Genomic DNA, 22,567 nt, shown 5'->3' with positions numbered 1-22,567 from the left:
CCCCAGATGGCCCGCTTCGGTCACCATAGGGACATGGCGCACACGGAGGGCACCACACAGGGGATTCGTTCAGGACTCATCGATCTGTCGGGCGTCCCCCTAGACGAACTCGGAGGGGTCAGCGGTCTCGCGGACGCCCTGGCGCAGTTGCAGGGGCGACTGGCCCATACGGCGGCTCCGTTGTGCGAGGGCAGAATGGCCGCCGCCATGTGCGGTGGAGCGGTCCGGAAGGCCTGAGTACCGGTCGACCGTGACTGTTGACCACACCTGAGCCCTACCGCGTCCCCCCGGGGACGCTCGTGGGGATCGCCGTCGGCGACGTCCGTGCTGCGGACGTCGCCCTGCTCGACTCGGCGGAGCGCAGTCGGCTCGTTCTCGCGCTCAGGGCGATCCTCGAGCTGTCCCCGCACCCTGAGGAACGCTGGCCCGGTGGGGCGCCTCCGACGCGACCCGCGGCGGCGTGGAACCTGCTGAGTGCCGCACAGCGCGCGGATCCGGGCGCCGTCGAGGCCGTGTTCCACGACCCGGCGGTCGCCGCCTGGGCCTTCCAGCTGGTGCGGCAGCTGGCACACGGAGTCGTCCCCCCCGACGGCGCCTCGCCGTACTCCGCCGCGACGCTGCTGGGCTCCGTGGCCGCGGCCGCCGCCATCCGCGCCGGGACACGCTGCTCCCTGCGGGTGCCGGTCCGGGGTGGTCGGCTCTGGCTGCCGTCCCTCGGACTGACGGCGGCGGTCGGCCGGGGGGACTGGGCGCTGGTGGGGATCGAATGCGGACCGAGTGGGACGGTCGTCTACGGCGACAGCGGTTCACTGCGCATGCCGCACGACCTCTCGGCGCCGTCGGAGGGCTGGTCGCCGCTGCCCGCACTGGGCGTCGCGGGGCCGCACGGCACACCGGCCGTACTCGATCATCTGTCGCCCCACCGCGACTTCCGGGCCGTGCACGACCCGTTGGACCTCAGCCAGGACGAGGTGCGGGACTGGCGCTCGGTGCTCCACGACACGTACGAGATGCTGAGGACGACCGATCCGGCGGCGTACCGGGCGGTGACCGGGGCCGTCCGTTCCGTCGTCCCGCTGGAGGACGCGGGCGGTCCGCGCGTCATCAGCGCCTCCGTCCCCGACGCCTACGGCGCGGTCATGACGTCGTTGAGCAGGGACATACCCTCGATGGCCGCCACCTTCGTCCATGAGGCATGGCATCAGCTGCTGACGGCCCTCGGGGATCTGACCCCCCTCTTCGTGCCTCTGCGCGAGGGGCCGGAACCGGTGTACTTCGCTCCCTGGCGCAACGACCCGCGCCCCCTGCGGGGACTTCTGTACGGGGCTCATGCCTTCGCCGGGGTCACCGTGTTCTGGCTGCGGCGCCGGGCGGCCGACGGGCCACGGGCCGACTTCGAGTTCGCCCTGCAGCGTTGGCAGGTGCGCACCGCGCTGGCCGCCCTGGGCAACGCCACCGGTCTGACCGCCGCCGGTGGCCGTGTCGTCGCCGCACTGGCCGAGTCCGCCGCGGCCTGGTGGACCGAACCCGTACACGGACTGCCCGCACAGCTAGCGGAGCTGTGCTGCCAGGACGCGTCGGCCATGTGGCGGGCCAGGAACCTGACGGTCGCCGACGCCGACGTGGACCGGCTGGCGTGGCTCTGGAGAGTGGGCCTGGCCCCGCCCGTCCCGCTGCCGGCCGCTCGCCTCACCACGGCCCCGATGACCGCGGTGAGCGGGGGAGCCCGGACCGGCATGGCCCGGCTGCGGCTCGCCGACCCCGACGCCTTCGCCCGGGTGCGGGCCGAGCTCGCCGCCGGTGCGGAGAACCCGCTGGGCATGACGGGGGCCACGGCCGCGGACGCGGCCCTCGTGAGCGGGGACCAGGAGGAGGCGCTGAGCCTCTACCGCCGGGCCGCCCCCGTCGCGGACACGTGTGTCGGCATCGGCCTGGCCCTGGGACCGCGCGGCAATCCGTTGGTGGAGCGCCCGGAACTCGTCCTGGCGCTCCACACCGCGCTGTCCCGGCGTGGCGAACCCCTGCCGGGGGTCGAGGAGCTCGCCGGATGGCTCGGTTCCCGACGGTCCCGCCCGGAGGTCAGACGCCCAGCAGGTCGATGTCGCAGTTGGCCCGTTTGAGGTTCTCCGCGTCGAGTGTGGCCTGGTGCGAGGCGCCGTAGAAGTCACGGAAACGGGAGAGCGCCTCGTCGTACAGCCGCTGCGCCTCCTCGTGTTCGCCCAGGGCCCTGAGGTCGTAGGAGAGGTTCAGCATGACGGCCAGCGTCGAGGAGTGTTCCTCGGTGCGGTGCCGGCGACTGAGCTCCAGCAGCTCGGCGTCCATGGCGCGGGCCTCGTCGTACTGGCCGACCGCATAGTGGTCGCTGGCCAGATTGGTGCGCGTCACGAGGGTCCGCGGGTGGTCCGGGCTGAGCACCCTGCTGAGTCCGTCCACCGACGCGTGATCCAGCTCGTGTGCCTCGCGGACCCGATTGAGCAGCCGAAGCGTCACCGCCAGGTTCGTCGCCGTCGCGTAGGTGTGCGGGTGCTCCTCGCCCAGCAGCGTCCGGCACCTGCGCATGGTGACCTCCCCGAGTTCCACCGCCTTGGCCAGGTCACCGGTCTGACGCAGGTCGGTCGCGTGGTTGAGCGATGCCCGGACGGTCTCCAGCGAGTCCTCCCCGGCCTTCTCGCGGAGGATCTTCAGCGCCATCGAGGAGAGTTCCAGGGCGCCCTCGTGGTCGCCCAGCTTGCGCAGGGTGACCGAGAGTTCCCGGGTCGCCCTGATGGTCATGTCGTGCTCGGGGCCCAGACGCTGGAGTGCGAACTCCCGCAGATCCGTCAGCAGGGACCTCGCCGCACTGGCGTTGCCGAGTTCCTGGTAGTCGAGCGCCATCTGGTAGCGGCTGCTGAGCGTCGACATGTGGTCGTCCCCGAGCACCTCGACCCGGCGCTCGTAGGTCTCCGTGTCGATCGTCAGGGCCCGTGTGAAGTCTCCCGCGAGCCGGAGGCTGACGGTGTAGTTGTGCGCTGCCTGCAGGGTCCCGGGGTCGTGGGCGCCGAAGTCGAGCAGCGTCGTCTCGTACGTCGTCCGGTCCAGCTCGCGGGCCTGGTAGAAGTCGCCGCGCAGGCGCAACAGGATGGCCAGCACGCTCACCGCGCGCTGGGTCGTCTCGTTGCGTTCGCCGAGCACCCGGCGACAGCGGTCGACCAGCTCGACCTGGAGGCTGTACGCCTCCTCGTAGCGGTTCTGCCAGCGCAGCGCCAGGGCGCGGCTCTGGTCCATGGTGATGACCTGTTCGTGGTCGTCGCCGAGGGCCTGGCGCCAGATGGCCGCCGCCTCGTCGGCGATCTCCAACGCTTCCTGGTAGTCGCTGCGAGAGATGAGGAAACTCGCCTCGTTCAGCAGCAGCTGACGGGCCCAGCCGTCCTCGCACTCCACCAGCCGGGTCGCCCGTACGTGCGGCAGCAGGGCCGAGTAGCGCGGCCATGCCTCTGGCAGGTCGGGATTCCTCGGGTCGGCGTTGGCGAGGATCTCATGGGCGTAGTGCCGCATCTCGGCGCGTTCCTGACGGTTCATCTGCTCGACGAGGACGCGCTGCACCAGACGGTGGACCTGGATGGTGGAACTGCGGTGGTCGATGCGGGCGAGGGCGTAACGGCCGATCTCCCGCACGGCGTGGGACAACTTGATGGGGTCGTCCAGCGCGGCCCGCAGGGCCGGGGGTGCGGTGACACCACGCACCGCTTCGAAAAAGCTCCGCGAAATCGGCTCGGGCGCGAAGAAGGCGCAGATCTGGAGCAATTGGAGCGCGGCCGGATGGTCCTCGCGGAGACGGTCCAGCGAGACGTTCCAGGCGGCCGCGACCGGGAGGCCGTAGTCGGCCGGGGGCGCCAGTTCCAGGAGTTCCGCGCACTTGGTCTCGAAAAGGTCCAGGTACTGGTGCACTGGCATTCCCGTCTCGGCAAGCCACACCGCGGCCTGCTCGACGGCCAACGGCAGGTCGCCGAGTGCCTCGGCCAGCCTGTCGGCCGCTTCGTCGGGAATCTGCGGACTACGTCGTTTGATCAGCGCGACGCTTTCCGAACGTGGGAACACATCGACCTCTAGTGAGCTCGCCAGCGTCGACCATTGGGAATTGCGGGAGGTTACCATCACGCGCCCTGGACCGTTGTGCGGGAAGAATTGCCTGACTTCCTGCGGATTCTCCGCGTTGTCGAAGACAAGGAGCCAGTTCGAGTAGGGTTGGCCCACGCGAAGTGCTTCCAGGACCGCGGGCACGGCGCTTCGGTCGGCGCCTGCCCTTAATCCCATGTGTTCCCCGAGCTCGATGAGAGATTGCACAATCAGGTTGATCTGTTCGGAGGGAATCCACCAGATCAGTTCATAGTCCCTGCCGTATCGGTACACGTATTCGATTGCGATCTGGGATTTTCCGACGCCTCCCATGCCGTGCAAGGCTTCGGGCAGGACGGCAGTGGTTATACCGGTGGCCAGGCGCTGGCGCAACTTCTGGAGCAGTTCCTCGCGGCCGGTGAAGTTTCTGTTCCGCAGCGGTAGGCTCGCCCCGATTCGACGGGGGTTCGGCACTGCCTGCGGCGCCGGTGCGGTGCTGGGAGGCGTGGACTGCTCGACGGTGGACACGGAACCTCCTGGTGGCGCCGGCGGTGGCGATTCCTGCGGTGCGGGTGCGGATGCTACGAGATGATCAACCGTATCCGATTCGTCACCCTGCGTCATGTTTTCGTAGGTATCGCGTGCGGGTGGCGTCGGCACCCGCTCTTCGCGCAGGAGACGTTGGAGCCGGTTGGCGCGTACCTGATACGGCCCCGACAAAGCACACAGCGCGGTGCGCAGATGCCTGACGAAGGGCCGTGTGCGGTCGTTCAGGGGCGGGTCGGGGGCGTCCGTCTGCCAGGCGACCAGGGCCTCCCCGCCGGCGACCGCGGTGGCGAGCCGCGGCCCCAGATGCAGCGACACCTGGCGCAGGACGCTCATGGTCTCCGGGCGGGTGCCGAGCCCGAGAAGCTCTTCTCGCACCCCTTCGGCGAAGTCGAAGGAGACACGTCCGGCGTCCTCCACGTCGTCGTCGTGGCGGACGCGCCGCAGCAGGCCGTACAGCATGATCTCGGCGAGGTTCCAGGGGGCGGCGCCGGGGAGCATGCGCTGCACCAGCCGCATGACCGGGAGATTGAGCGGGGCGGCGGCAAGCCTGCGGGCGAGGGCGAAGGTCGTGGGGGAGACCCGGGCGACAAAACGGCCCACGGTCTCGCGGGGGTGTTCCGGCAGCGGTTCGAGCAGGGTGGCGGGCCGGTCGGGGCGGGCCTCGAGGTCGCCGTCCACCCCGGTGAGCAGGGCCGCCAGGTCGTGGCGGCCGCCGGGGGAGGCGAGCAGGTGGGCCCAGCGCCCGAACGAACCCGGCGTCAGCTCCAGCAAGGGTACGGCCAGGGGGTCGGCGGGCTGGGCCGGTTCGGGGTCGCCCAGTCCGGGGGAGCCGTGGACCACCCGCCCGACCGTGAGCAGCCGGTTCGGCGCCATCGCCCCGGGTGTGGTCAACTCCGCCCGGACGGCCGAAGGGAGGGTGATCTCCCAGGACTCCTGCGGCATGACGCTCAGCGCCGCCGTGGGGCAGAACCGTGCCACCGAGTACAGGTAGGCGGCGGCGTCACCGTTGCGCCAGGCCGTGGCGTGGCCGTCGGTGACCACGAGGACGACGCTGTCGGGATCGGGCGCACGCACGCCCTCCGCGGTCCCCAGGGCGCGGATGCGTGCCCCGGTCCCCGCGATGTCGGCGCGGGTGAGTTCGATGGCGCGGAACGCCGCCGTCTGCTCCATCACCGCCTTCAGGCTCCGTATCGAGTCCTGCCAGAGATCCATCGACGGATGGGCGTCGACGACCAGGAGCAGCTTCAGCCGGCGTTCCTGGGCGGGGCGGCACACCGGCAGCCACAACCCGTCGGCCGCCGCCCCGTCCGCGGTGGCGTTCTCGTCCAGCACCCAGGCGCGCGCGGAGGGGCGGCGCAGTCGCAGCGGGCGCAGGGCCCGTGCGAGGTCGCGGCCGCCCGGCAGGGCCGGTGCGGCGGAGCCGGCCCCCCGCGCCGCTCCACCGTCGCGGGCCGGTCCGGACGCCGGAAGCCCCAGGAGCGCGGGAGCCACGAACGGGTGGGTGTCCGGACGCTTCACCGTCCGCCCCGGGGGGCTCGACTCCGGCTCGGTCCGGTGTTCGGGCTCGGCCCCGGTGGCCGCGGGACCCGGTTCCGGTGCCGTTCGGGGCTCCTGGGGCATGGGCTCGGGGGCCGCGGGAGAGGGTGCGTCGCGGCCCGGGTCCGTCCGGGTGACCGGAGACCCGTTCCGGCCGCCGGGGCCGCGCCGGTCCGCCCCGGAGGTCGGCCGGGAACCGCGCGGCTCCGGCGGGTTCTCCGGGCGCCAGACGCGGTACGGATACGGCGCCGCCGCGTCCTGGCACGCGGCCAGGTACAACGCGTCCAGCAACTCCTGTCGGGACGGCCGCGGTGACGAACCCTCAGCCGCCCCCGTCACCGGGGCCTCGCTCCGGGACCGGCTCCGTTCAGGCGGTGCCAGACCCGCTCGCAGAATTCGGTGACCGAGCCGTCGAGATCGTCCAGGCGGCCGGAGCTGGCAAGGTACAGCGAATTCAGCAACTGGTCTATGGAGAGGCCGCCGCGTTCCCGGCTGCGGTCGAGGAAACGGGCGATGATCTCGCCGCCCCATTCGGCCACGGTGTCGTCGCCCAAATGTGCCGCGACCATGTCGGCGAGGTCGTTCTCGTCCGGCTCCGGCATTTCCAGCAGAAGGCATCTGCGGAGGAAAGCGGGAGGGAATTCGCGTTCACTGTTGGAGGTGATGACGACGATGGGGAAAGCGCGGCAGGTGACGGTTCCGCCGGTGATCACCGCGGTCCGGTCCGGATCGTCCGTCAGAACCGTCGCCGAAGGGTTCCTGCGACTGCTCCGGAGCAATTCCGGAATGGCGTAGGAACCCTCTTCGAAGACGCTGAGAAGGTCGTTGGCGAGATCGAGATCGCTCTTGTCGAGTTCGTCGATGAGCAGCACGCGTGGCTCGGCGTGGGGGAGAAGCGCGGTGCCCAGCGGGCCGAGCTGGATGTAGTCGCCGACCTCGAGGGGGGCGGCCCGGCCGTCCTGGGGCGGGCCGTCGCCCGCCGCGGCCGTGCGGGCGGCGGTGTCCTGGACCCGGCCGATGGCGTCGTAGGCGTAGAGCCCGCCGGTCAGGGTGGTGCTGCTCGTGACATGCCAGCGGAGTACCCGTCCGAGCCGTAAGGCGCGGCTGATCCGGTAGGCGAGGCTGGACTTCCCCGTGCCGGGCCGCCCCGTCACGAGCAGGGGACGGCGCAGCAGCAGGGCGGAGTTCACCATCTCCGCCTCCTTGCGGGCGGCCTCGGAGTCCTCCCGGGCCGCGCGGCGGTGGGCGCCGAGCCGGCGCACGGTCTCCGTGTCGTCCTCGGGCGGCGGAGGGAGGGCCGGGCCGCCGTCGAAGGTCCGCCAGGGCGGGGGCGGGGGGAGGACGTCGCTCAGCACGGTGTCGCGCAACGGGGCGCCGCCCGACCGGTAGATCCACCAACGGGGGTGCTGTGCGTCCCTGGTCGGGGCATCCGGCACGGCGGTGTCGTCAGGGCCAGTCAAGAGGCGCCTCCTCCCCATCCGTGGGAGGAACCGTCGACGTGCCCGCGGGCGTGACGGGCATCCGGTTCGGATCGTCCCAGAGCAGAGCGACGTGGCGGCCGACCATCACATCCCCCTCAGGATCGCCGTCGATGGAGGCGATACGCAACGCCCTGACGACCTCGGGCAGACGACGTGGATCCTTGCGGCCGAGCAGGGACCGCAGGGCCGTGTGGAAGGTCGCCCCACCGTCGCCCCACTTGTCCCAGATGACCACGGGAGCCCCGGCTCTCAGCGCCTCCACCAGTTCGTCCGGGCTTCCGGGCGCCCCTGTTCCGCTCCGGGCGCCGTCGGGCGGTCCGCTGAGGACGACGACCGCGGGAGGGGGTTCGGAGAGCAGATGCGACCGGCCGTCCTCCGGGAACCAGTGGACGCGCCCCGCGCGGCCCTGTGTGAAGGCCTCCCACCGTCTTCCCCAACGGCCGTGCAGATCCTGTCGGCTCAGCCTTTCGAGACTCCGGACGACGACATGGTGGTCCTCCCCCAACACTCCGCCCACCCCTTGGAAAGACGCCTTGCGCCATCCTTCCACGTTCAGTGCGAACAGATGCCTGGGAAGCAGAAATTCGAGCGCCAGCTCCGTCCTGCGGTACGCGGTGTCGCTCTCCACCCGGCGCACGAGGGCCGCGACCTCCCGCTCGGCCTCGTCCAGACTGATCCGGACCTCCTCGCCCTTGACCGGGCCGTCCGGGTGCACCCGCAGCCAATGGGTGAGGAGGGTGTCGTGCCCGGAGGAGGAGTTCACCTCCAGCAGGGGCCGCAGGCGGATGATCAGGTAGTCGGTCGGATCCCATACGGAGGTCCGCTCGGGTGCCGGGGGTTCTTTGACGGGCGGGAACCCGGTATCGGCCCCGCGGTCGTCCGGCCCGAAGAGGTCGTGCCGCTCCGCCCAGTCGACGATGCGCTGCTGACGCTCGCCGTCCGCCCCCAGCGCCAGCAGCTGCTGCAACACCTGGAAGCAGGGGAGCTGTTCGCCCGGACGGGCGTTGAGCGTGGCCGCGTGCACGAACACCGTCCAGGGTTCGGTGCAGGGGAGGGGGGCCGTCGGCCGTCCCAGGTGGTACAGGAAGACCGAGTACCGCCGCTCGAGATCGGGGACGCGGACCCCCTCCAGCAGGTCGAACAGCTCGTCCCAGTCCTCGTCGTCGAGGAGTTCGACCTCCCAGGACGCCGTGGCCACCTTCAGCCGCCGGATGGGGATCGAGTTCCCCTCGCGGATCTCCAGGTGCTCCACCAGCCTGGAGATCCCGGCGGGCCGGGTGCACAGGTCCTCCATCATGCTGACGACGACCGCGCGGCGGGATGCTCCGGCCGTGGTGTCCAGCTCCGGCATCAAGGCGGGGCACAGCCGCTGGACGAGCTGGCGCAGCACGTCGAGGTCCCTCAGACAGCGCACCTCCGTCACCGCGTCCACCAGATATCTCGGGACCGTCCGCGCGGCGACCGTCATGTACCGGCCCCCGGCCGGGACGCGCCGAGGCGGCAGACACGGTCGAGGACGTCCAGCGCCGCGGTCACCGACACCGCGTCACCTCCCAGGACCCGTACCGCCTCACGCAGCGACCGGCAGCCCTCCCGGTGGTCGGCGCAGGCCTGGACGACCGCCTGGAGCTGCTGCCGGGGCCAGGGGTCGTCGCGGATGTTGCGCCGGATCGGAGCAGGCAGCAGATCGCGCAGCAGCCGGCCGGAGTCGCGCCCGATCTGCGGTACGTCCAGCAGGGCGTCGGCGAGTTCGTACTGCTCGGCGAGGGACGGCGGAGCGCACGGCGGCGGGGCCGCGGGCCGCACGGCGTCCGCGAGCGGCGGCCACAGCCGGGCGACGCTCTCCACGGGCAGCATCCAGGCGACCTTGGCGGCGCGGTCGGTGTGGGCGGCGGTGACGATCCCGATGACGCGCGCCGCGGCCGGGTCCCAGACGGCGGCACCGCTGAACCCGCGCTCCACCACCGCCCCGGTGGTGCGCAGACCGTCCAGCTGGACCCACTCGGGGCAGGGCCCGCCGGCCCCGGTGAGACGGGCGGTGGCGATCAGACCCGCGGGGCTGCCGACGGGATAGCCGATGACCGCGACGCGGCGGCCGTCCGGTGCGCCGGTGTGCGCGAGGGGGAGCGGAGCGCAACCCTGCCCCAGGCGGGGGTGGCCCGGGTCCACGGCCAGGACGGCGAAGTCCATCAGATCGGCGACGGCGGCCCCCGGTTCGGCGCCGTCGAGGGGCGGGGGAGGCGCCCAGGCCCCGGGAAGGAGCCGGGCCGTGGCCCTCCAGCCCCGTCCCGGCAGGTCGACCACGACCGGTTCGCCGTGGGGGCCGCCCAGCGCCGCCGTGAGGACATGGGCGCAGGTCAGCACATGGAGCGTGGGGGCCGGGGACGCGCGCGACGACGTCAGGACACCCGCTCCCCACAACGTGCCGTCGGTGGACAGCACCCGCACCTGACCCCGTTCCGGACCCACGGCAATCGTCTCCCCCGAACGCCATACGTGTTCCCGTACACCTCGGCCCAGTGTACGAGGGGCACCGGCTTCGAGGGGCGGGCTCGGTACCGGAGCCCAGGCAACCTCGGCGGGCTGTTGCCCCTCCTAGGAGTCGAACCCCGCGGAACCCGGACAGGAGTGCCCGTTGGACCGTCAGTTGTCCCGTCGTCGTTTCATGGTCTACACGCTCGCCGCGTCCACCCTGACCGTGGCGGCCCCCCTCGCCTGCGACGCGCCGTCCGCCGAGGGGGCCGAGCACGTGCGGCGCGCCTCCGACGTGCTGGTGACCGGGGCCGACGAGGAGATGCTCGTCCTCGAGGTCACCGCGGCCAACCGGATCGTCGTACGGCTGCCGAGGGTCGAGGTCGGGCAGGGGGTGACCACCGCCGTCGCGATGATGATCGCCGAGGAGCTGGACGCCCGGCTCGCCGACATCGACATCCCCCTCGCCGACGCCCGCGCCAAGGGCAACCAGTACACGGGCGGCTCCAGTTCGGTGCGCTCGCTGTACGGACCGGCCCGGCAGCTGGCGGCCACCGCGCGGGCCAAGCTGGTCACCGCGGCGGCCCGGCTCTGGCACGTGCCGGCGCGCGCCCTGCGCACCAAGGACACCAAGGTGTACGCCCCGGACGGGCGTTCGGCCACCTTCGGCTATCTCACCGGGTACGCCGCCGCGATCCGGGTGCCCGCCGTCTCCGCCAAGCCCAAGCCGGCCTCCAAGCACAAGGTCATCGGGCGGCCCACGACCCGGATCGACGCCCGCGACATCGTCACCGGCAAGGCCCGTTACGCCGGTGACCTCGCGGTGGCGGGCGCCCGGCCGACCGTGGTGGCGCGGCCGCCCACGCTCGGCGGCACGGTGGCCTCCCTCGACGACCGCGCGGCCCGGGCGATGCCCGGCGTGCACGCCGTGGTGCGGGTCGCCGGCGGGGTCGCCGTGGTGGCGGAGACCTTCCACCACGCCTTCCAGGCCCGCGACGCCCTGAAGATCACCTGGGCGCCGGGCCCGCTCGCCGCGCTCTCCGACGCCGACATCCGCCGCCGGCTGCGCGCCGCCGTGCCCCGCCTCGGCACCCCGCCGCGCGGATCGGCCCAGGTGGAGGGCGAGTTCGAGTTCGCCTTCGTCAGCCACGCGCCGATGGAGGTGCTGACCGCGGTGGCGGACGTCCGCCGGACCAAGGCCGAGATCTGGTTCTCCTCCCAGACCCCGATGGACGCCCGCGACAGCATCGCCGAGGCCGTGGGCCTGCCCGCCGCCAAGGTCACGGTCCATGTGATGCGCGGCGGCGGCTCGTTCGGCCGGCGGCTCGACTCCGACGCCGCCCTGGAGGCGGCGCTCATCTCGAAGGCGGCGGGCCGTCCCGTCAAGCTGATGTGGAGCCGCGCCGACGACCTCCGGCACGGCCGGATGCGCCCGGCCGGCCAGCACCGCATCCGCGCCAGCCTCGCCGGCGGCCGTGTGGTGGCCTTCGCCCACTCCATGGCCTCGGTGAGCACGGAGTACGAGGGGAAGGGCGCCGTCCGGCGGGCCTCCTTCGCGTCGGCGGCCGGACCGCTGCCCAGCGACAGCGGCCTGTACAACTTCGGCGCCCTGTCCGGGGACTACGGCTCCGTGGGGCTGGCGAGGATCCCGCTGGGCGCCTGGCGGTCGGTGGACTCCGGGACCTCACGGACGGCGGAGGAGATCGTCGTCGACGAGATCGCCGTACGTCTCGGGAAGGACCCGGTCGCGTTCCGCCGTACGACCCTGCGCAGCAAGGCCGTCCGGGCCGTGCTCGCCAAGGCGGCCGCCGCCGGGCACTGGGGCCGCGCCCTGCCGGCCGGGCACGGTCAGGGGGTCGCCGTCCACGAGGAGTACGGCTCCTGCGTGGCCTGCCTGGCCGAGATCGACGCCACCGACCCCCGGCACCCCCGGGTGACCCGGATGGTGATGGCCGCCGACGTCGGCACCGCCGTCAACCCGCGCGGGCTCCAGGCCCAGCTCATGGGCACCGCGCTCGACGGCATCTCCACCGTCCTGACGGCCGGTCTGCACATCGACCGGGGCGCCGTCCGCGAGGGCAGCTACGCCGACTTCCGCTACGCCCGCCAGCGTGACGCCCCCCTCCGCTTCGAGGCGTACATCATGCCCTCGCACGGGGAACCGGGCGGCGCGGGCGAACTCGGCGTCCCGGCGGCGGCCGGCGCGGTCGCCAACGCCTACGCCCGCGCGACCGGCACCAAGCCACGTCGCTTCCCCCTGAACTTCTGACGGAAGGTGCCCATGCCCTCCTACTCCTTCGTCCTCAACGGCAAGCCGGTCACCGTCGAGGCGCCCGCCGACATGCCGCTGCTGTGGGTGCTGCGGGACCTGCTGGACGTCACCGGCCCCAAGTACGGCTGCGGGGTCGGTGTCTGCCGCGCCTGTACGAGCCATCTGGACGGCGGTGAGATCCAGCCCTGTGTCGTCCCGGTCGCCGACTGCGCCGACCGCGAGGTCACCACCATCGAGGGCCTGGCCGACGGCGACCGGCTGCACCCCGTCCAGCAGGCCTGGCTGGAGTGCGACGTGGCGCAGTGCGGCTTCTGCCAGCCCGGCCAGATCATGGCCGCGGCCGCCCTGCTGAAGCGCACCGCCCGGCCCACCGACGCCGACATCGACCGCATCGAGAACGTGTGCCGGTGCGGCACCTACCCCCGCATCCGCGAGGCGATCAAGAAGGCGTCCGCGAACGACTGAGACGTCACCGCGGGCCCCGTCACCACAGGGCCTGCGGCTCGGCGGGTACGAAGGGCACCGGCCAGTCCCGGGCCGAGCAGAGCAGCAGGGCCACCGCCGCCGCGATCACCAACAGCCGTACCCAGACGTCGAATCCACCGGAAGGGGGCGGCGGCGGGCGGAACGGGCGGTGGCCGTACCGGTAGCGGTGGCCGCGCTCCTCGCGGAACCGGTACGCCCCTCCCACCAGCAGTGCCAGGCCGAGCGCCGAGAGACCGGCCAGCCAGCCCGCCGCCCAGCGCGGATCGCTCCCGAGCCGCCGGTCCGCGTCCAGCAGGGTGCCGTGGAAGTCGCCCCCGGGCAGATAGGGGTACCGGATCTCGCCGCCGTGGCCCGTCCACAGGGCCAGCGCGAGCAGACCCCCCGTCAGCAGCACACAGACCACGCCCGCGCCGGTCGCCGGTCCCGGCCGCCGCCGACGCAGCAACAGGGCCAGCAGCACCACCGCGAGCGGCACGCTCAGCACGTACTGGGTGTCCGCGGCCGTGCTCGCGTACCGGGCCGGCCGGGTCTCGGGTGTCACGGCGGCCCAGGCCAGCCACGCCGTCGTCGCCACGTACACGGCGGCCAGGGACGCGGCGAACAGGACGGCGGCCGTCCCCAGGTCCGCGGCCAGCGCCGCCACCCCCGACACCACCCGCGCCGCCCCGTGCCCCACCGCCGACGCACCCCGGCCCACCGCCGCCCCGACCCGGTCCAGCGCCTGCCCGGCCTCGGCCCGCCGCCGCTCGTAGGGCCCGCCCGGCCTGCGCCGCTCGGCCTCTCCGTCCGTCTCCGCCGCCTTGAGCAGCAGCACGGCGAGCACGAGCCGGGCGGGCGACTCGCGGTCCCGCACCGCCGACCCGGACAGCCGCATCCACCAGTCGCACGCCTGCATCCGGGCCCTGGTGCGCCAGTAGAGGATCCGGTACCGCTCCCACCGGAGCGTGTCCGGGGCGAGGACCCCGCGCAGCAGCAGCGCCCTCGGCTCGTGGCGCCGGTGCAGACCGGCCAGCAGACCGATCGCGGCGGAGGCGGAGCCGGGACCGAGCGAGGCGGTCAACTCCGCGATGCAGGACCGCAGTTCCTCCTCGGCGCGGGGCAGCACGGCCGCCGCCTCGGCCAGCACCTCGCAGTGGTCGCCGCAGTTCAGATGGCCGGCGGCGGTCCGGGAGGCGCAGGGGTGGGAGGCGAGGACGCGCAGCAGGTCCCCGCTGACGACCGCCGCGACCCGCTGGTCCTGCGGGGCGGACGAGGCGGCCCGGGCGCGCAGGGCCGGCGCGTGCGCGGGCCCGGCGGCGAACTCCGGCGGGGCGTTGCGCAGGACCGCGGCCCGGAACCGCGCCGCCCGCACCGCCGCCTCCCGCAGGTCCCGGGCCGGACGGGCGACCAGGTCCTCCGGGATGCCGCCGCTGTCGAACTCCCGCTCCAGCCAGGTGCGCAGCGCGTCCAGCCGGGACGCGGACAGGAACAGCGCGAGAGCGTCCTCCCAGAGCGGTCCGGTCATCGCCCGGGCCGCGCTCTCCAGGCCGTCATGGGTGTCCCCGGCCAGGCCCAGGGGCCGGCCCGAGCGCCGGTGCGGCGCCGGCCGCTCCCGGTGCACCGCGGGGGTGCCGCCGCGCAGCCATTCGGTCACCTGGGCGTGCCCCCAGCGGTGCTCCGGCTCCCGGGTCAGCAGGCCCTGGCACAGCCGCAGCCAGCGGAGGTCCCGCACCCCGGACAGGTCCACGTCGTGCGTCGCGAGGTGGGTGAACAGCTCCCGGGGGTCGCTCCAGCCGCCGGGGACGGAGTTGGGGTTGCGGCCGGTGAGGATCTCCACGACGACGACACCGAGCGACCACCAGTCCTGGCTGGGATGCCGGCGCGCGTTGAAGAACGTCTCCGGCGCCTGGTACATCCCGGTGCCCGCCACCCCCACGGTCTGCCAGGTCTCCCGCGCCTCCGCCATCAGGCCGAAGTCGCCGAGCGCCACGTCGAGCGGCCCGGTGGTGCCGCGCAGCAGGATGTTGCCGGGCTTGATGTCACGGTGGGTGGCCCCGCGGCCCGCTCCGAGCAGCCGGGTGTGCAGATGGTGCAGCGCGTCGGTCAGCTGCTCCAGCACCCGGCGCACCTGCTCCTCGGGCAGCCGCCCCCGGTGCGCGAGGTACTCCTTGAGCGAGCCGCCCCGGACGTACTCCAGCACCTCCCAGGGCCAGCCGCCGCCCCGGTCGGGCTCCGTACCGAAGGAGTGGACCGTGACGACATGCCGGTGGACCGCCCGCTGGAGGCCGCGCAGCACCTCGTCGGCCTGCCGGTGGGACTTGTTGTAGAGCTTCACGACCCGCTCGTCGCCGCTCCGCAGGTCCAGGACCCGCAGCACCCGGTAGGTCTCGCCACCGGTGGGCAGGTCCTCGAGAATCCGGTAGCGGCCGACGACCGCCGCCGGCACCTGCGGCCCGCCGGCGTTCCAGCCCCGCGGACCGGTTCCCGTCACGGACCCCGCCGGCCGGGTGTAGTACAGGGTGCCGCCCTCCCCCTCGTCCTTCCGGCCGCCGCCCAGCGCCTCGGTCTCGTCGTCCTCGCCGGATCCGTCGCCCGGCCGTGTCCCCTGTGTCCCCATGCTCCCTCGGTGGCTGCGTGCGTCCCTGGTTCCGGCGGGGAATGTAATGGCCACCGCTTCCGGCCTTTTCCGTCTTTCCGGGAAGTTCATCTCATCTGATGCGAGTTCATGATTCGCCTGCGCCCGGCGGGTGGTCTGATCACAATGAAGGGCTGGGCTCCGGTGGATCCGCGGGAACTGAACGGCGTTCCCGTCCGACTCGTAAGGAGGAGGCGGGATCAGCCGGGCGGAGGGCGCGGACGGTGGTGTGCATACGGGGGCGAGCGGAGCGGCCCGCCGGCGGCGTGGCAGCATCGGGCGACGTGAGCGTGTCCCTGGCGGTGAGGAGCCTGCGGGCGGCGGTGTTCGCCGTGCTGTGCGTGCTGCTCGCGGCCGGCGGCCATGCGCTGGCCACGGGCGTGGCCCCGCCGGTGCGGACCCAGGCCGTGGGAGCGCTGGTCCTGTTCGCGGCCGGCTGTCTGCTCGGCGGGCGGGAGCGCTCGCTGACCGGCATCGGCGGCGGCACGCTCGCGTCCCAGGCCGGGCTGCACTTCGCCTTCGCCACCGCCCGGCCGCAGACCGTGATGGTGATGCACGGCCTGCGGATGTCCCACTCCGCCGTGCATCCGCACACCCCGCACGCCACCGCCGCCCACCTCGGGGCGGCCCTGGTGCTGACCTGGTGGCTGCGGCGCGGCGAGGCCGCCCTGTGGTCGCTGCTGCGCCGGGCCGCCGCCCTCGTGCCCGGGCTCGTCGCCTGGTGGCGGGTGGCGCGGGGGGCGCGGGCCGTCCCGGCCGTGCCGCGCCCGGGGCGACGGGCGGACGGGGGAGCGGGGGCGCCGCGGCAGGTGCTGCTGCGGTACGCCGTGATCCGGCGCGGGCCGCCGGCGTGGAGGTCGTACGCGATCCGCTGAGCGGATCACCCCCGACATCCCGTCCCGAACGTCCCGAGTACGGAGAGCCACTCACCCATGTCCACGACGCGCACCACCACCCGCCCGACCACCCGCACCACCACCCTGCGCCGGGCCGCCGCCGTCGCCGCCCTCGCCGCCGCCGGGGTCCTCACGGCCGCCGGTGCCGCCTCCGCCCATGTCACCGTCCACCCCGAGACCTACGCCAAGGGAGCCACGGACGGGCTGCTGACCTTCCGGGTCCCCAACGAGGAGGACACCGCCTCCACCACGAAGGTCCAGATCTTCCTGCCGACCGACCACCCCCTCCTCGGCGTCCTCGTCTCGCCCCGGGACGGCTGGACGGCCAAGGTGACGAACACCAAGCTCAAGACGCCCGTCAAGACCGACGACGGCACCATCACCGAGGCCGTCTCCGAGATCACCTGGACCGGCGGGCGGATCACCGCCGGGCAGTACGAGGACTTCGACGTCGCCTTCGGACAACTGCCCGACGACACCGACCAGTTGGCCTTCAAGGCGCTCCAGACCTACTCCGACGGCAAGGTCACCCGCTGGATCGAGGAGGCGGCCTCCGGCGACGACGAACCGGAGAACCCGGCGCCGGTCGTCACCCTCACCGCCAAGGGGGCCCGGGCCGGGGACGGGGAGGGCGACGCGGACGGCGCGACCGCCTCGGCGGCCGAGAAGAGCGGCACCGGCTCCGGCACCGCCTCCGCCTCCGCCGACTCCGGCTCCGACAGCGACTCGACCGCCCGGGGCCTCGCGGCCGCCGGTCTGGCCGCAGGAGTCCTGGGCCTGGCCGCGGCCGCCTTCGCCGTGGTCCGCACCCGGCCGAACCGCTCGCGCCCCGAGTAGACCGGACCGGTCGCCGCCCCGCCCCCGGACCGTCCGGGGGCGGGGCGGCGGCATGTCAGGGACCGGAGTTCAGGGCGACCGCCTCGTGGAAGGCGGCGCGGCAGGCCAGGACCGCGGGGTGGTGGGTGCGGCCCTGGCGTACGACGGTGAAGACCCGGCGGGTGCGGCGGCCCCGGGGGAGCGGGTGGAGGGCGACGGTGGGGCGGCGGCCGCTCCAGACGAGGTCGGGGAGGAAGGCCGCGGCGAGGCCCTGTTCGACCAGCCGGAGGTGGAGCAGGAGGTCCGTGCTCTCGAACCGTACGTCGGGCTCGAAACCGGCGTCCCGGCACAGCGCGACGGCCCACCGCCGCGCCGGGGTGCCCTCGGGCTCCATCACCCAGGGACGGCCGGCGAGGGCCCGCAACGCGGCCGACGGTGCGCCGGCCTCGGCCTCGCCGTCCTCCCGGGCGTCGGTGTCTTCCCGGGCGTCGGTGTCCGGGACCTCGGTCGGGCGGGGCGGGGCCAGCCGCAGGGGGTCGTCCAGCAGGTCCTGCTGTTCGAGTCCGGCGGGGCGCGGGTTGGGGCTGCCGGGGTACTCCTCGGCGAGGACCAGGTCGAAGTCGCGCGCCTGGAGCGCGGGCAGCGCCCGCTCCGGCTCCCACTGGGTGACGTGGACGCGCAGCAGCGGATGCCGGTCGCGCAGCAGGGCGAGCGCGGCCGGGACCAGGGCGAGCGCGGCCGTCTGGAAGGAGGCCACGCGCACGGTGCCCGTCAGTTCGGTGAGCGAGGCGGCGATGTCCGCCTCCGCGCGCTCCAGACGCGCGAGCACCGCCTCGGTGTGCGCGACGAGGATCTCGGCCTGCTCGGTCAGCCGTACCCGCCGTCCGACGGGTTCCAGCAGCGGCACCCCGGCCTCCGCCTCCAGCTGCGAGAGCTGCTGGGACACCGACGAGGGGGCGTACGACAGGGCGGCGGCGACGGCCGCGAGCGTCCCGCGGTGCTTCAGCTCGCGCAGCAGGCGCAGTCGGTGCAGGTCGAACAAGGCAGTACCGCTTCAGCAGGATTCATCCGTCGGTTTTACCGATGAGTATAGGTCGGAAACATACGCTGGACCGAACATGGCCTGCGGCCCGAACCTGAACGGGTGCCCGAGAACCCTTCCTTCCGCCCCGCGCCCCGCTGGCTCGCCCGCCCCGGCGCCCGTGCCTGGCGCTGCGCCCCCGCCCCCGACGGGGTGCGCGACTTCCACGCCGCGCTCCCCGGTTACGCCCCCACCCCGCTGACCGAACTCCCGTCGCTCGCCGCCGAGTCGGGGGTCGGCCGGCTCTTCGTCAAGGACGAGTCGAGCCGGCTGGGCCTGCCCGCGTTCAAGGCGCTGGGCGCGTCCTGGGCCGTCCACCGCATCCTCGCCGAGCGGCCCGCGGGCGGCCCGCTCACCCTGGTCACCGCCACCGACGGCAACCACGGGCGCGCGGTGGCCCGTACCGCCCGGCTGCTCGGCCGGTCGGCGCACGTGTTCGTGCCGAGCGGCGTCCATCCCGGGGCCGTGGCCGCGATCGCCGCCGAGGGCGCCGAGGTCACCGAGGTCGCGGGCTCGTACGACGAGGCCGTCCAGCGGGCCGCCCGGGCGGCCGAGGGGCCGGACGCGGTCCTCGTCCAGGACACCGGCTGGCCGGGATACGAGCGGATCCCCGGATGGATCGTCGAGGGCTACTCCACCCTCTGCGCCGAGATCGACGACCAGCTGGCCGCGGCGGGAGTCCCGGGCCCCGGGCTCGTCGTGGTCCCGGTGGGCGTGGGCTCCTTCGCCCAGGCCGTCGTCACCCACTACCGCAGCCGGCCCGTCCCCGGCCCGGCGGCCCCGGCGCTGCTGTCGGTGGAGCCGGAGACCGCGGCCTGCGTCCTCGCGAGCCTCGCCCACGGCGTACCGGTCAGCGTCCCCACCGGCGACACCACGATGGCCGGCCTGAACTGCGGCACCCCCTCCGGCCTCGCCTGGCCCCATCTGCACGGCGGGCTGGACGCCGCGGTCGCCGTCACCGACGCCGACAGCGCCCGCGCGGCCGCCGACCTCGCCGCGCTCGGGGTGTCCTCGGGCCCCTGCGGCGCCGCCCCGCTCGCCGGTCTGCGCGCGGCCCTCACGGGCGAGGGCGCCGACGAACGCCGTACGGCCCTGGGGCTCGACGCGACCTCCGTGGTCGTCCTGCTGAGCACCGAGGGCACGGCCGCCAACCCCCACGCCCACGCCGACACCGACACCCGCGACGCCTGAACCACCCTGGAGATCCCGTCATGACCACCCCCACGCTCACCGTCGACGGCCCCCGGCTCTGGCGGTCCCTGATGGACCTCGCCGCCATCGGCGCCTACGACGACGAGCGCACCGGACTGCGCGGCGTCAACCGGCTCGCGCTCACCGACGCCGACGCGGCCGGGCGCCGCCGGGTCGTCGCGTGGATGGAGGAGGCCGGGCTGACCGTGCGCGTCGACCGCATGGGCAACATCTACGGCCGTCGCGAGGGCACCGACCCCACCGCGGCCGCCGTCCTGACCGGCTCGCACATCGACAGCGTCGCCACCGCCGGCGCCTTCGACGGCTGCCTCGGCGTCCTCGGCGGCATCGAGGCCGTACGGACCCTGAACGAGCGCGGCATCCGCACCCGCCGCCCGATCGAGGTCGCCGTCTTCACCGAGGAGGAGGGCGTCCGCTTCGGCACCGACATGCTCGGCAGCGCCGTCGCGGCCGGCCGGCTCACCCTGGAGTACGCCCACGCCCTGACCGACCGCGACGGCCGCACCCTCGGCGGCGAACTCGCCCGCACCGGCTTCGACGGCACCGAGGACGTGCGCCTCGCCCCGCCGCACGCCTACGTCGAATGCCACATCGAACAGGGCCCCGTGCTCGCCGGGAGCGGGGTGGAGATCGGTGTCGTCACCGGGGTGCAGGGCATCTCCTGGCAGGAGATCACCGTCCACGGCCGCGCCGCCCACGCCGGGACCACACCGACCCGTCTGCGCGCCGACGCGGGCCTCGCGGCGGCCCACATCATCGTCCGGCTCAGGGAGTTGGTCGACTCCGGCGAGTACGGCGACCTGCGCGCCACCGTCGGCCATCTGATCGTCCACCCGGACCTGACCAACATCGTCCCGGCCCGCGCGGAACTGACCGTCGACCTGCGCAACCCCGACGACGCGCAGATGGCCCGGGCGGAGGAGGCCCTCGCCGCCTTCCTGCGCGAGCTGGAGGAGAGCGGGCCGGGCCTGTCGGTGACCACCCGGCGCATGGCCAAGACCGCCCACGTCCCCTTCGACGAGGGCGTGCAGAAGGTCATCGCGCAGGCCGCCGACGACCACGGGCTGGAGCACATCTCCCTGTTGTCCGGCGCCGGGCACGACGCCCAGGAGATCGCCGCGCTCTGCCCGACCGCCATGATCTTCGTACGCGGTGAGTACGACGGCATCAGCCACAACCCCCGCGAGTACTCCACCCCCGAGGCCTGCGCCCACGGTGTCGACGTCCTCGCGACCACCCTGCTGCGCCTGGCCGGCCAGGACTGACGTCCCGCACCTCCCCCGAAAGGCTCGCATGCCCACCGACACCCCCGCCCAGCTGCTCGCCCGTCTCGTCCCGCTCGACTCCGTCAACCCGGACCTGGTGGCCGGCGGCGCCGGTGAGAGCGCGGTCGCGGACCACTGCGGCCGGTGGCTGGCCGACCGCGGCTTCGAGGTGCACCGCCTGGAGCGGCGCCCCGGCCGGCCCTCGCTGGTCGCGGTCGCCCGCGGCACCGGCGGCGGCCGTTCCCTCATGCTCAACGGCCATCTCGACACGGTCGGCCACACCGGCTACGACGGCGACCCCCTCGAACCCCGGATCCACGACGGCAGGATGTACGGCCGCGGCACCTTCGACATGAAGGGCGGCATCGCGGCCATGATGGTCGCCGCCGCCCGCGCCACCGCGCACGGGCCGCTGCGCGGTGACGTCCTCCTCGCCTGTGTCGCCGACGAGGAGCACGGCAGCTCGGGCACCGAGGAGGTGCTGGAGTCCTTCACCGCAGACGCGGCGATCGTCACCGAGCCCAGCCACCTCGAAGTCACCCTCGCGCACAAGGGGTTCGCCTGGTTCGACGTGGAGATCGAGGGCCGCGCCGCCCACGGCTCCCGGCCCGACCTCGGGATCGACGCCATCGCCAAGGCCGGGCACTTCCTGGTGGCCCTGGAGGAACTCGGCGCACGGCTCGGCCGGGGCCCGGCGCACCCGCTGCTGGGCACCGGGACCGTGCACGCCTCGGTCGTCCACGGCGGTGAGGAGCCCTCCACCTATCCCGCGCACTGCCGGATCACCCTGGAGCGGCGGACCGTTCCCGGTGAGAGCGCGGAGGGCGTCGGGCGCGAGCTGACCGCCGTACTCGACCGGCTGGCCGCCACCGTGCCGGACTTCCGGTACCGGCTGACGCCCGGGCTGCACCGCGAGCCGTTCGCGGCCGATCCCGAGGCCGCGATCGTGCGCACCCTCACCCACCACGCCGAGCGGGCCCTCGGCCGGCCGCCCGTCGTCCGCGGGGAGCCCTTCTGGACCGACTGCGCGCTCCTCGACCGCGCCGGCATCCCCTGTCTGCTCTTCGGGGCCGACGGCGAAGGCGCCCATGCCGCCACCGAGTACGTCGACCTCGCCTCCCTGGACCGTCTCACCGACGTCCTGACGGCGACCGTCGCGGACTTCTGCGCCTGAACCGGCGGGGGTCGGGGGCCCGGGCAGGTGTGCTTGAGTGGGGGCGCCGCGACCGCCCCTCATGAACGGACCCGTACCCCCATGCACGTGCTGATCCTCGGCGGGACCACCGAGGGCCGCCGGCTCGCCGAACTGCTGCACGGCAGGCCCGGCCTGGCGGTGACCACCTCGCTCGCCGGACGGGTCGCGAACCCCCGGCTGCCCCCGGGCGAGGTCCGCGTCGGGGGCTTCGGCGGCCCCGAGGCGCTGTCGGCGTGGCTGCGCGAGCGGCGGGTCGGCGCGCTCGTCGACGCCACCCATCCCTTCGCCGCGACGATGAGCCGCCACGCGGCCCTGGCCGCCGCCGTCGCCGCCGTCCCCCTGCTGGCCCTGCGCCGACCCGGCTGGATCCCGGGGGAGGGGGACGACTGGCACGAGGCCGGCTCGGTCGAGGAGGCCGCCGCGCTGCTGCCCGCACTGGGGCGCCGGGTGTTCCTCACCACCGGCCGCCTCGGGCTGGCCGCGTTCACGGCGCCGGAGTTCGCTGGGCCGGAGTTCGTGGGGCCGGAGTTCGTGGGGCTGGAGTTCGCCGGGCCGGAGCTCGCTGGGCCAGAGTTCGCCGGGCCGGAACTCGTGGGG

The 22,567-nt window shown here is 73.9% G+C and carries 15 protein-coding genes; 9 read left to right on the top strand and 6 right to left on the bottom strand.

Features of this window, described 5'->3' with window-relative positions; translation table 11 throughout:
* The first annotated feature begins 257 nt into the window (after nt 1-257).
* Nucleotides 258-2,120 (top strand): HEXXH motif-containing putative peptide modification protein, encoded by a 1,863-nt coding sequence (locus ABZ490_RS34045; protein WP_358998924.1) that lies wholly within the window; start codon nt 258-260, stop codon nt 2,118-2,120.
* Here ABZ490_RS34045 and fxsT read toward each other — a convergent pair.
* From fxsT to ABZ490_RS34025, 4 genes are read right to left on the bottom strand one after another with little or no spacing between them, the layout of a single operon-like run.
* Nucleotides 2,080-6,519 carry an FxSxx-COOH system tetratricopeptide repeat protein gene (gene fxsT / locus ABZ490_RS34040; RefSeq protein ID WP_358998921.1) on the bottom strand — a complete coding sequence of 1,480 codons (4,440 nt, stop codon included), beginning with the start codon at nt 6,517-6,519 and terminating at the stop codon, nt 2,080-2,082. The two genes, ABZ490_RS34045 and fxsT, sit on opposite strands and share 41 nt — an antisense overlap.
* Entirely contained in the window at nt 6,516-7,640 is a 1,125-nt protein-coding gene (locus ABZ490_RS34035) for a MoxR family ATPase (protein ID WP_358998918.1), read from the bottom strand. Before ABZ490_RS34035 ends, fxsT begins: the two co-directional genes overlap by 4 nt.
* Nucleotides 7,627-9,129, bottom strand: coding sequence for a hypothetical protein (locus tag ABZ490_RS34030; RefSeq protein WP_358998915.1), 1,503 nt, complete (start codon nt 9,127-9,129; stop codon nt 7,627-7,629). The genes ABZ490_RS34035 and ABZ490_RS34030 overlap by 14 nt, the downstream gene beginning before the upstream one ends.
* Nucleotides 9,126-10,130, bottom strand: a complete 1,005-nt coding sequence (locus ABZ490_RS34025; RefSeq protein WP_358998912.1) for a trypsin-like peptidase domain-containing protein — start codon at nt 10,128-10,130, stop codon at nt 9,126-9,128. Before ABZ490_RS34025 ends, ABZ490_RS34030 begins: the two co-directional genes overlap by 4 nt.
* Nucleotides 10,131-10,326: 196 nt before the next feature.
* Here ABZ490_RS34025 and ABZ490_RS34020 point away from each other — a divergent pair, with 196 nt between their 5' ends.
* The gene (locus ABZ490_RS34020) at nt 10,327-12,402 is read left to right on the top strand and encodes a molybdopterin cofactor-binding domain-containing protein (RefSeq protein ID WP_358998952.1); all 2,076 of its coding nucleotides are present in this window, start codon (nt 10,327-10,329) and stop codon (nt 12,400-12,402) included.
* A gap of 12 nt (nt 12,403-12,414) precedes the next feature.
* Nucleotides 12,415-12,870 carry a (2Fe-2S)-binding protein gene (locus ABZ490_RS34015; RefSeq protein ID WP_358998909.1) on the top strand — a complete coding sequence of 152 codons (456 nt, stop codon included), beginning with the start codon at nt 12,415-12,417 and terminating at the stop codon, nt 12,868-12,870.
* 19 nt (nt 12,871-12,889) lie between these two features.
* Here the strand turns inward: ABZ490_RS34015 and ABZ490_RS34010 are convergent, their stop codons facing one another.
* Nucleotides 12,890-15,487: a serine/threonine-protein kinase gene (locus ABZ490_RS34010; RefSeq protein ID WP_358998906.1), complete on the bottom strand. Its 2,598-nt coding sequence runs from the start codon at nt 15,485-15,487 to the stop codon at nt 12,890-12,892.
* Between the two features lie 302 nt (nt 15,488-15,789).
* Here ABZ490_RS34010 and ABZ490_RS34005 point away from each other — a divergent pair, with 302 nt between their 5' ends.
* Both ABZ490_RS34005 and ABZ490_RS34000 read left to right on the top strand, forming a co-directional pair.
* Nucleotides 15,790-16,380, top strand: a complete 591-nt coding sequence (locus tag ABZ490_RS34005) for a hypothetical protein (protein WP_358998903.1) — start codon at nt 15,790-15,792, stop codon at nt 16,378-16,380.
* 57 nt (nt 16,381-16,437) lie between these two features.
* Nucleotides 16,438-17,238, top strand: coding sequence for a YcnI family protein (locus tag ABZ490_RS34000; protein ID WP_358998900.1), 801 nt, complete (start codon nt 16,438-16,440; stop codon nt 17,236-17,238).
* A gap of 55 nt (nt 17,239-17,293) precedes the next feature.
* Here the strand turns inward: ABZ490_RS34000 and ABZ490_RS33995 are convergent, their stop codons facing one another.
* Complete coding sequence (locus ABZ490_RS33995) at nt 17,294-18,259, bottom strand: LysR family transcriptional regulator (protein WP_358998897.1); 966 nt, start codon at nt 18,257-18,259, stop codon at nt 17,294-17,296.
* A gap of 102 nt (nt 18,260-18,361) precedes the next feature.
* Between ABZ490_RS33995 and ABZ490_RS33990 the strand changes: the two genes are divergently transcribed.
* The 4 genes from ABZ490_RS33990 to ABZ490_RS33975 all read left to right on the top strand — a co-directional run.
* Nucleotides 18,362-19,489 carry a pyridoxal-phosphate dependent enzyme gene (locus ABZ490_RS33990; protein ID WP_358998894.1) on the top strand — a complete coding sequence of 376 codons (1,128 nt, stop codon included), beginning with the start codon at nt 18,362-18,364 and terminating at the stop codon, nt 19,487-19,489.
* A gap of 20 nt (nt 19,490-19,509) precedes the next feature.
* Nucleotides 19,510-20,775, top strand: coding sequence for a M20 family metallo-hydrolase (locus ABZ490_RS33985; protein ID WP_358998891.1), 1,266 nt, complete (start codon nt 19,510-19,512; stop codon nt 20,773-20,775).
* A 28-nt stretch (nt 20,776-20,803) separates the two neighbouring features.
* Nucleotides 20,804-21,949 carry an ArgE/DapE family deacylase gene (locus ABZ490_RS33980; protein ID WP_358998888.1) on the top strand — a complete coding sequence of 382 codons (1,146 nt, stop codon included), beginning with the start codon at nt 20,804-20,806 and terminating at the stop codon, nt 21,947-21,949.
* Nucleotides 21,950-22,030: 81 nt separating this feature from the next.
* The coding region (locus tag ABZ490_RS33975; RefSeq protein WP_358998885.1) for a precorrin-6A/cobalt-precorrin-6A reductase at nt 22,031-22,567 on the top strand (537 nt) is incomplete at its 3' end.

Source organism: Streptomyces sp. NPDC005811 (assembly GCF_040630405.1).
Lineage (GTDB): Bacteria > Actinomycetota > Actinomycetes > Streptomycetales > Streptomycetaceae > Streptomyces.
Note: the sequence above shows the minus strand (reverse complement) of the source record. Positions and strands in the feature narration are given on the sequence as shown.

What these genes read in the sequence shown, in the direction of transcription:
- ABZ490_RS34030 (WP_358998915.1), bottom strand. Translation starts at nt 9,129, where the DNA reads ATGACGGTCGCCGCGCGGACGGTCCCGAGATATCTGGTGGACGCGGTG.
- ABZ490_RS34020 (WP_358998952.1), top strand. Translation starts at nt 10,327, where the DNA reads ATGGTCTACACGCTCGCCGCGTCCACCCTGACCGTGGCGGCCCCCCTC.
- ABZ490_RS34015 (WP_358998909.1), top strand. Translation starts at nt 12,415, where the DNA reads ATGCCCTCCTACTCCTTCGTCCTCAACGGCAAGCCGGTCACCGTCGAG.
- ABZ490_RS34010 (WP_358998906.1), bottom strand. Translation starts at nt 15,487, where the DNA reads ATGGGGACACAGGGGACACGGCCGGGCGACGGATCCGGCGAGGACGAC.
- ABZ490_RS34000 (WP_358998900.1), top strand. Translation starts at nt 16,438, where the DNA reads ATGTCCACGACGCGCACCACCACCCGCCCGACCACCCGCACCACCACC.
- ABZ490_RS33985 (WP_358998891.1), top strand. Translation starts at nt 19,510, where the DNA reads ATGACCACCCCCACGCTCACCGTCGACGGCCCCCGGCTCTGGCGGTCC.
- ABZ490_RS33980 (WP_358998888.1), top strand. Translation starts at nt 20,804, where the DNA reads ATGCCCACCGACACCCCCGCCCAGCTGCTCGCCCGTCTCGTCCCGCTC.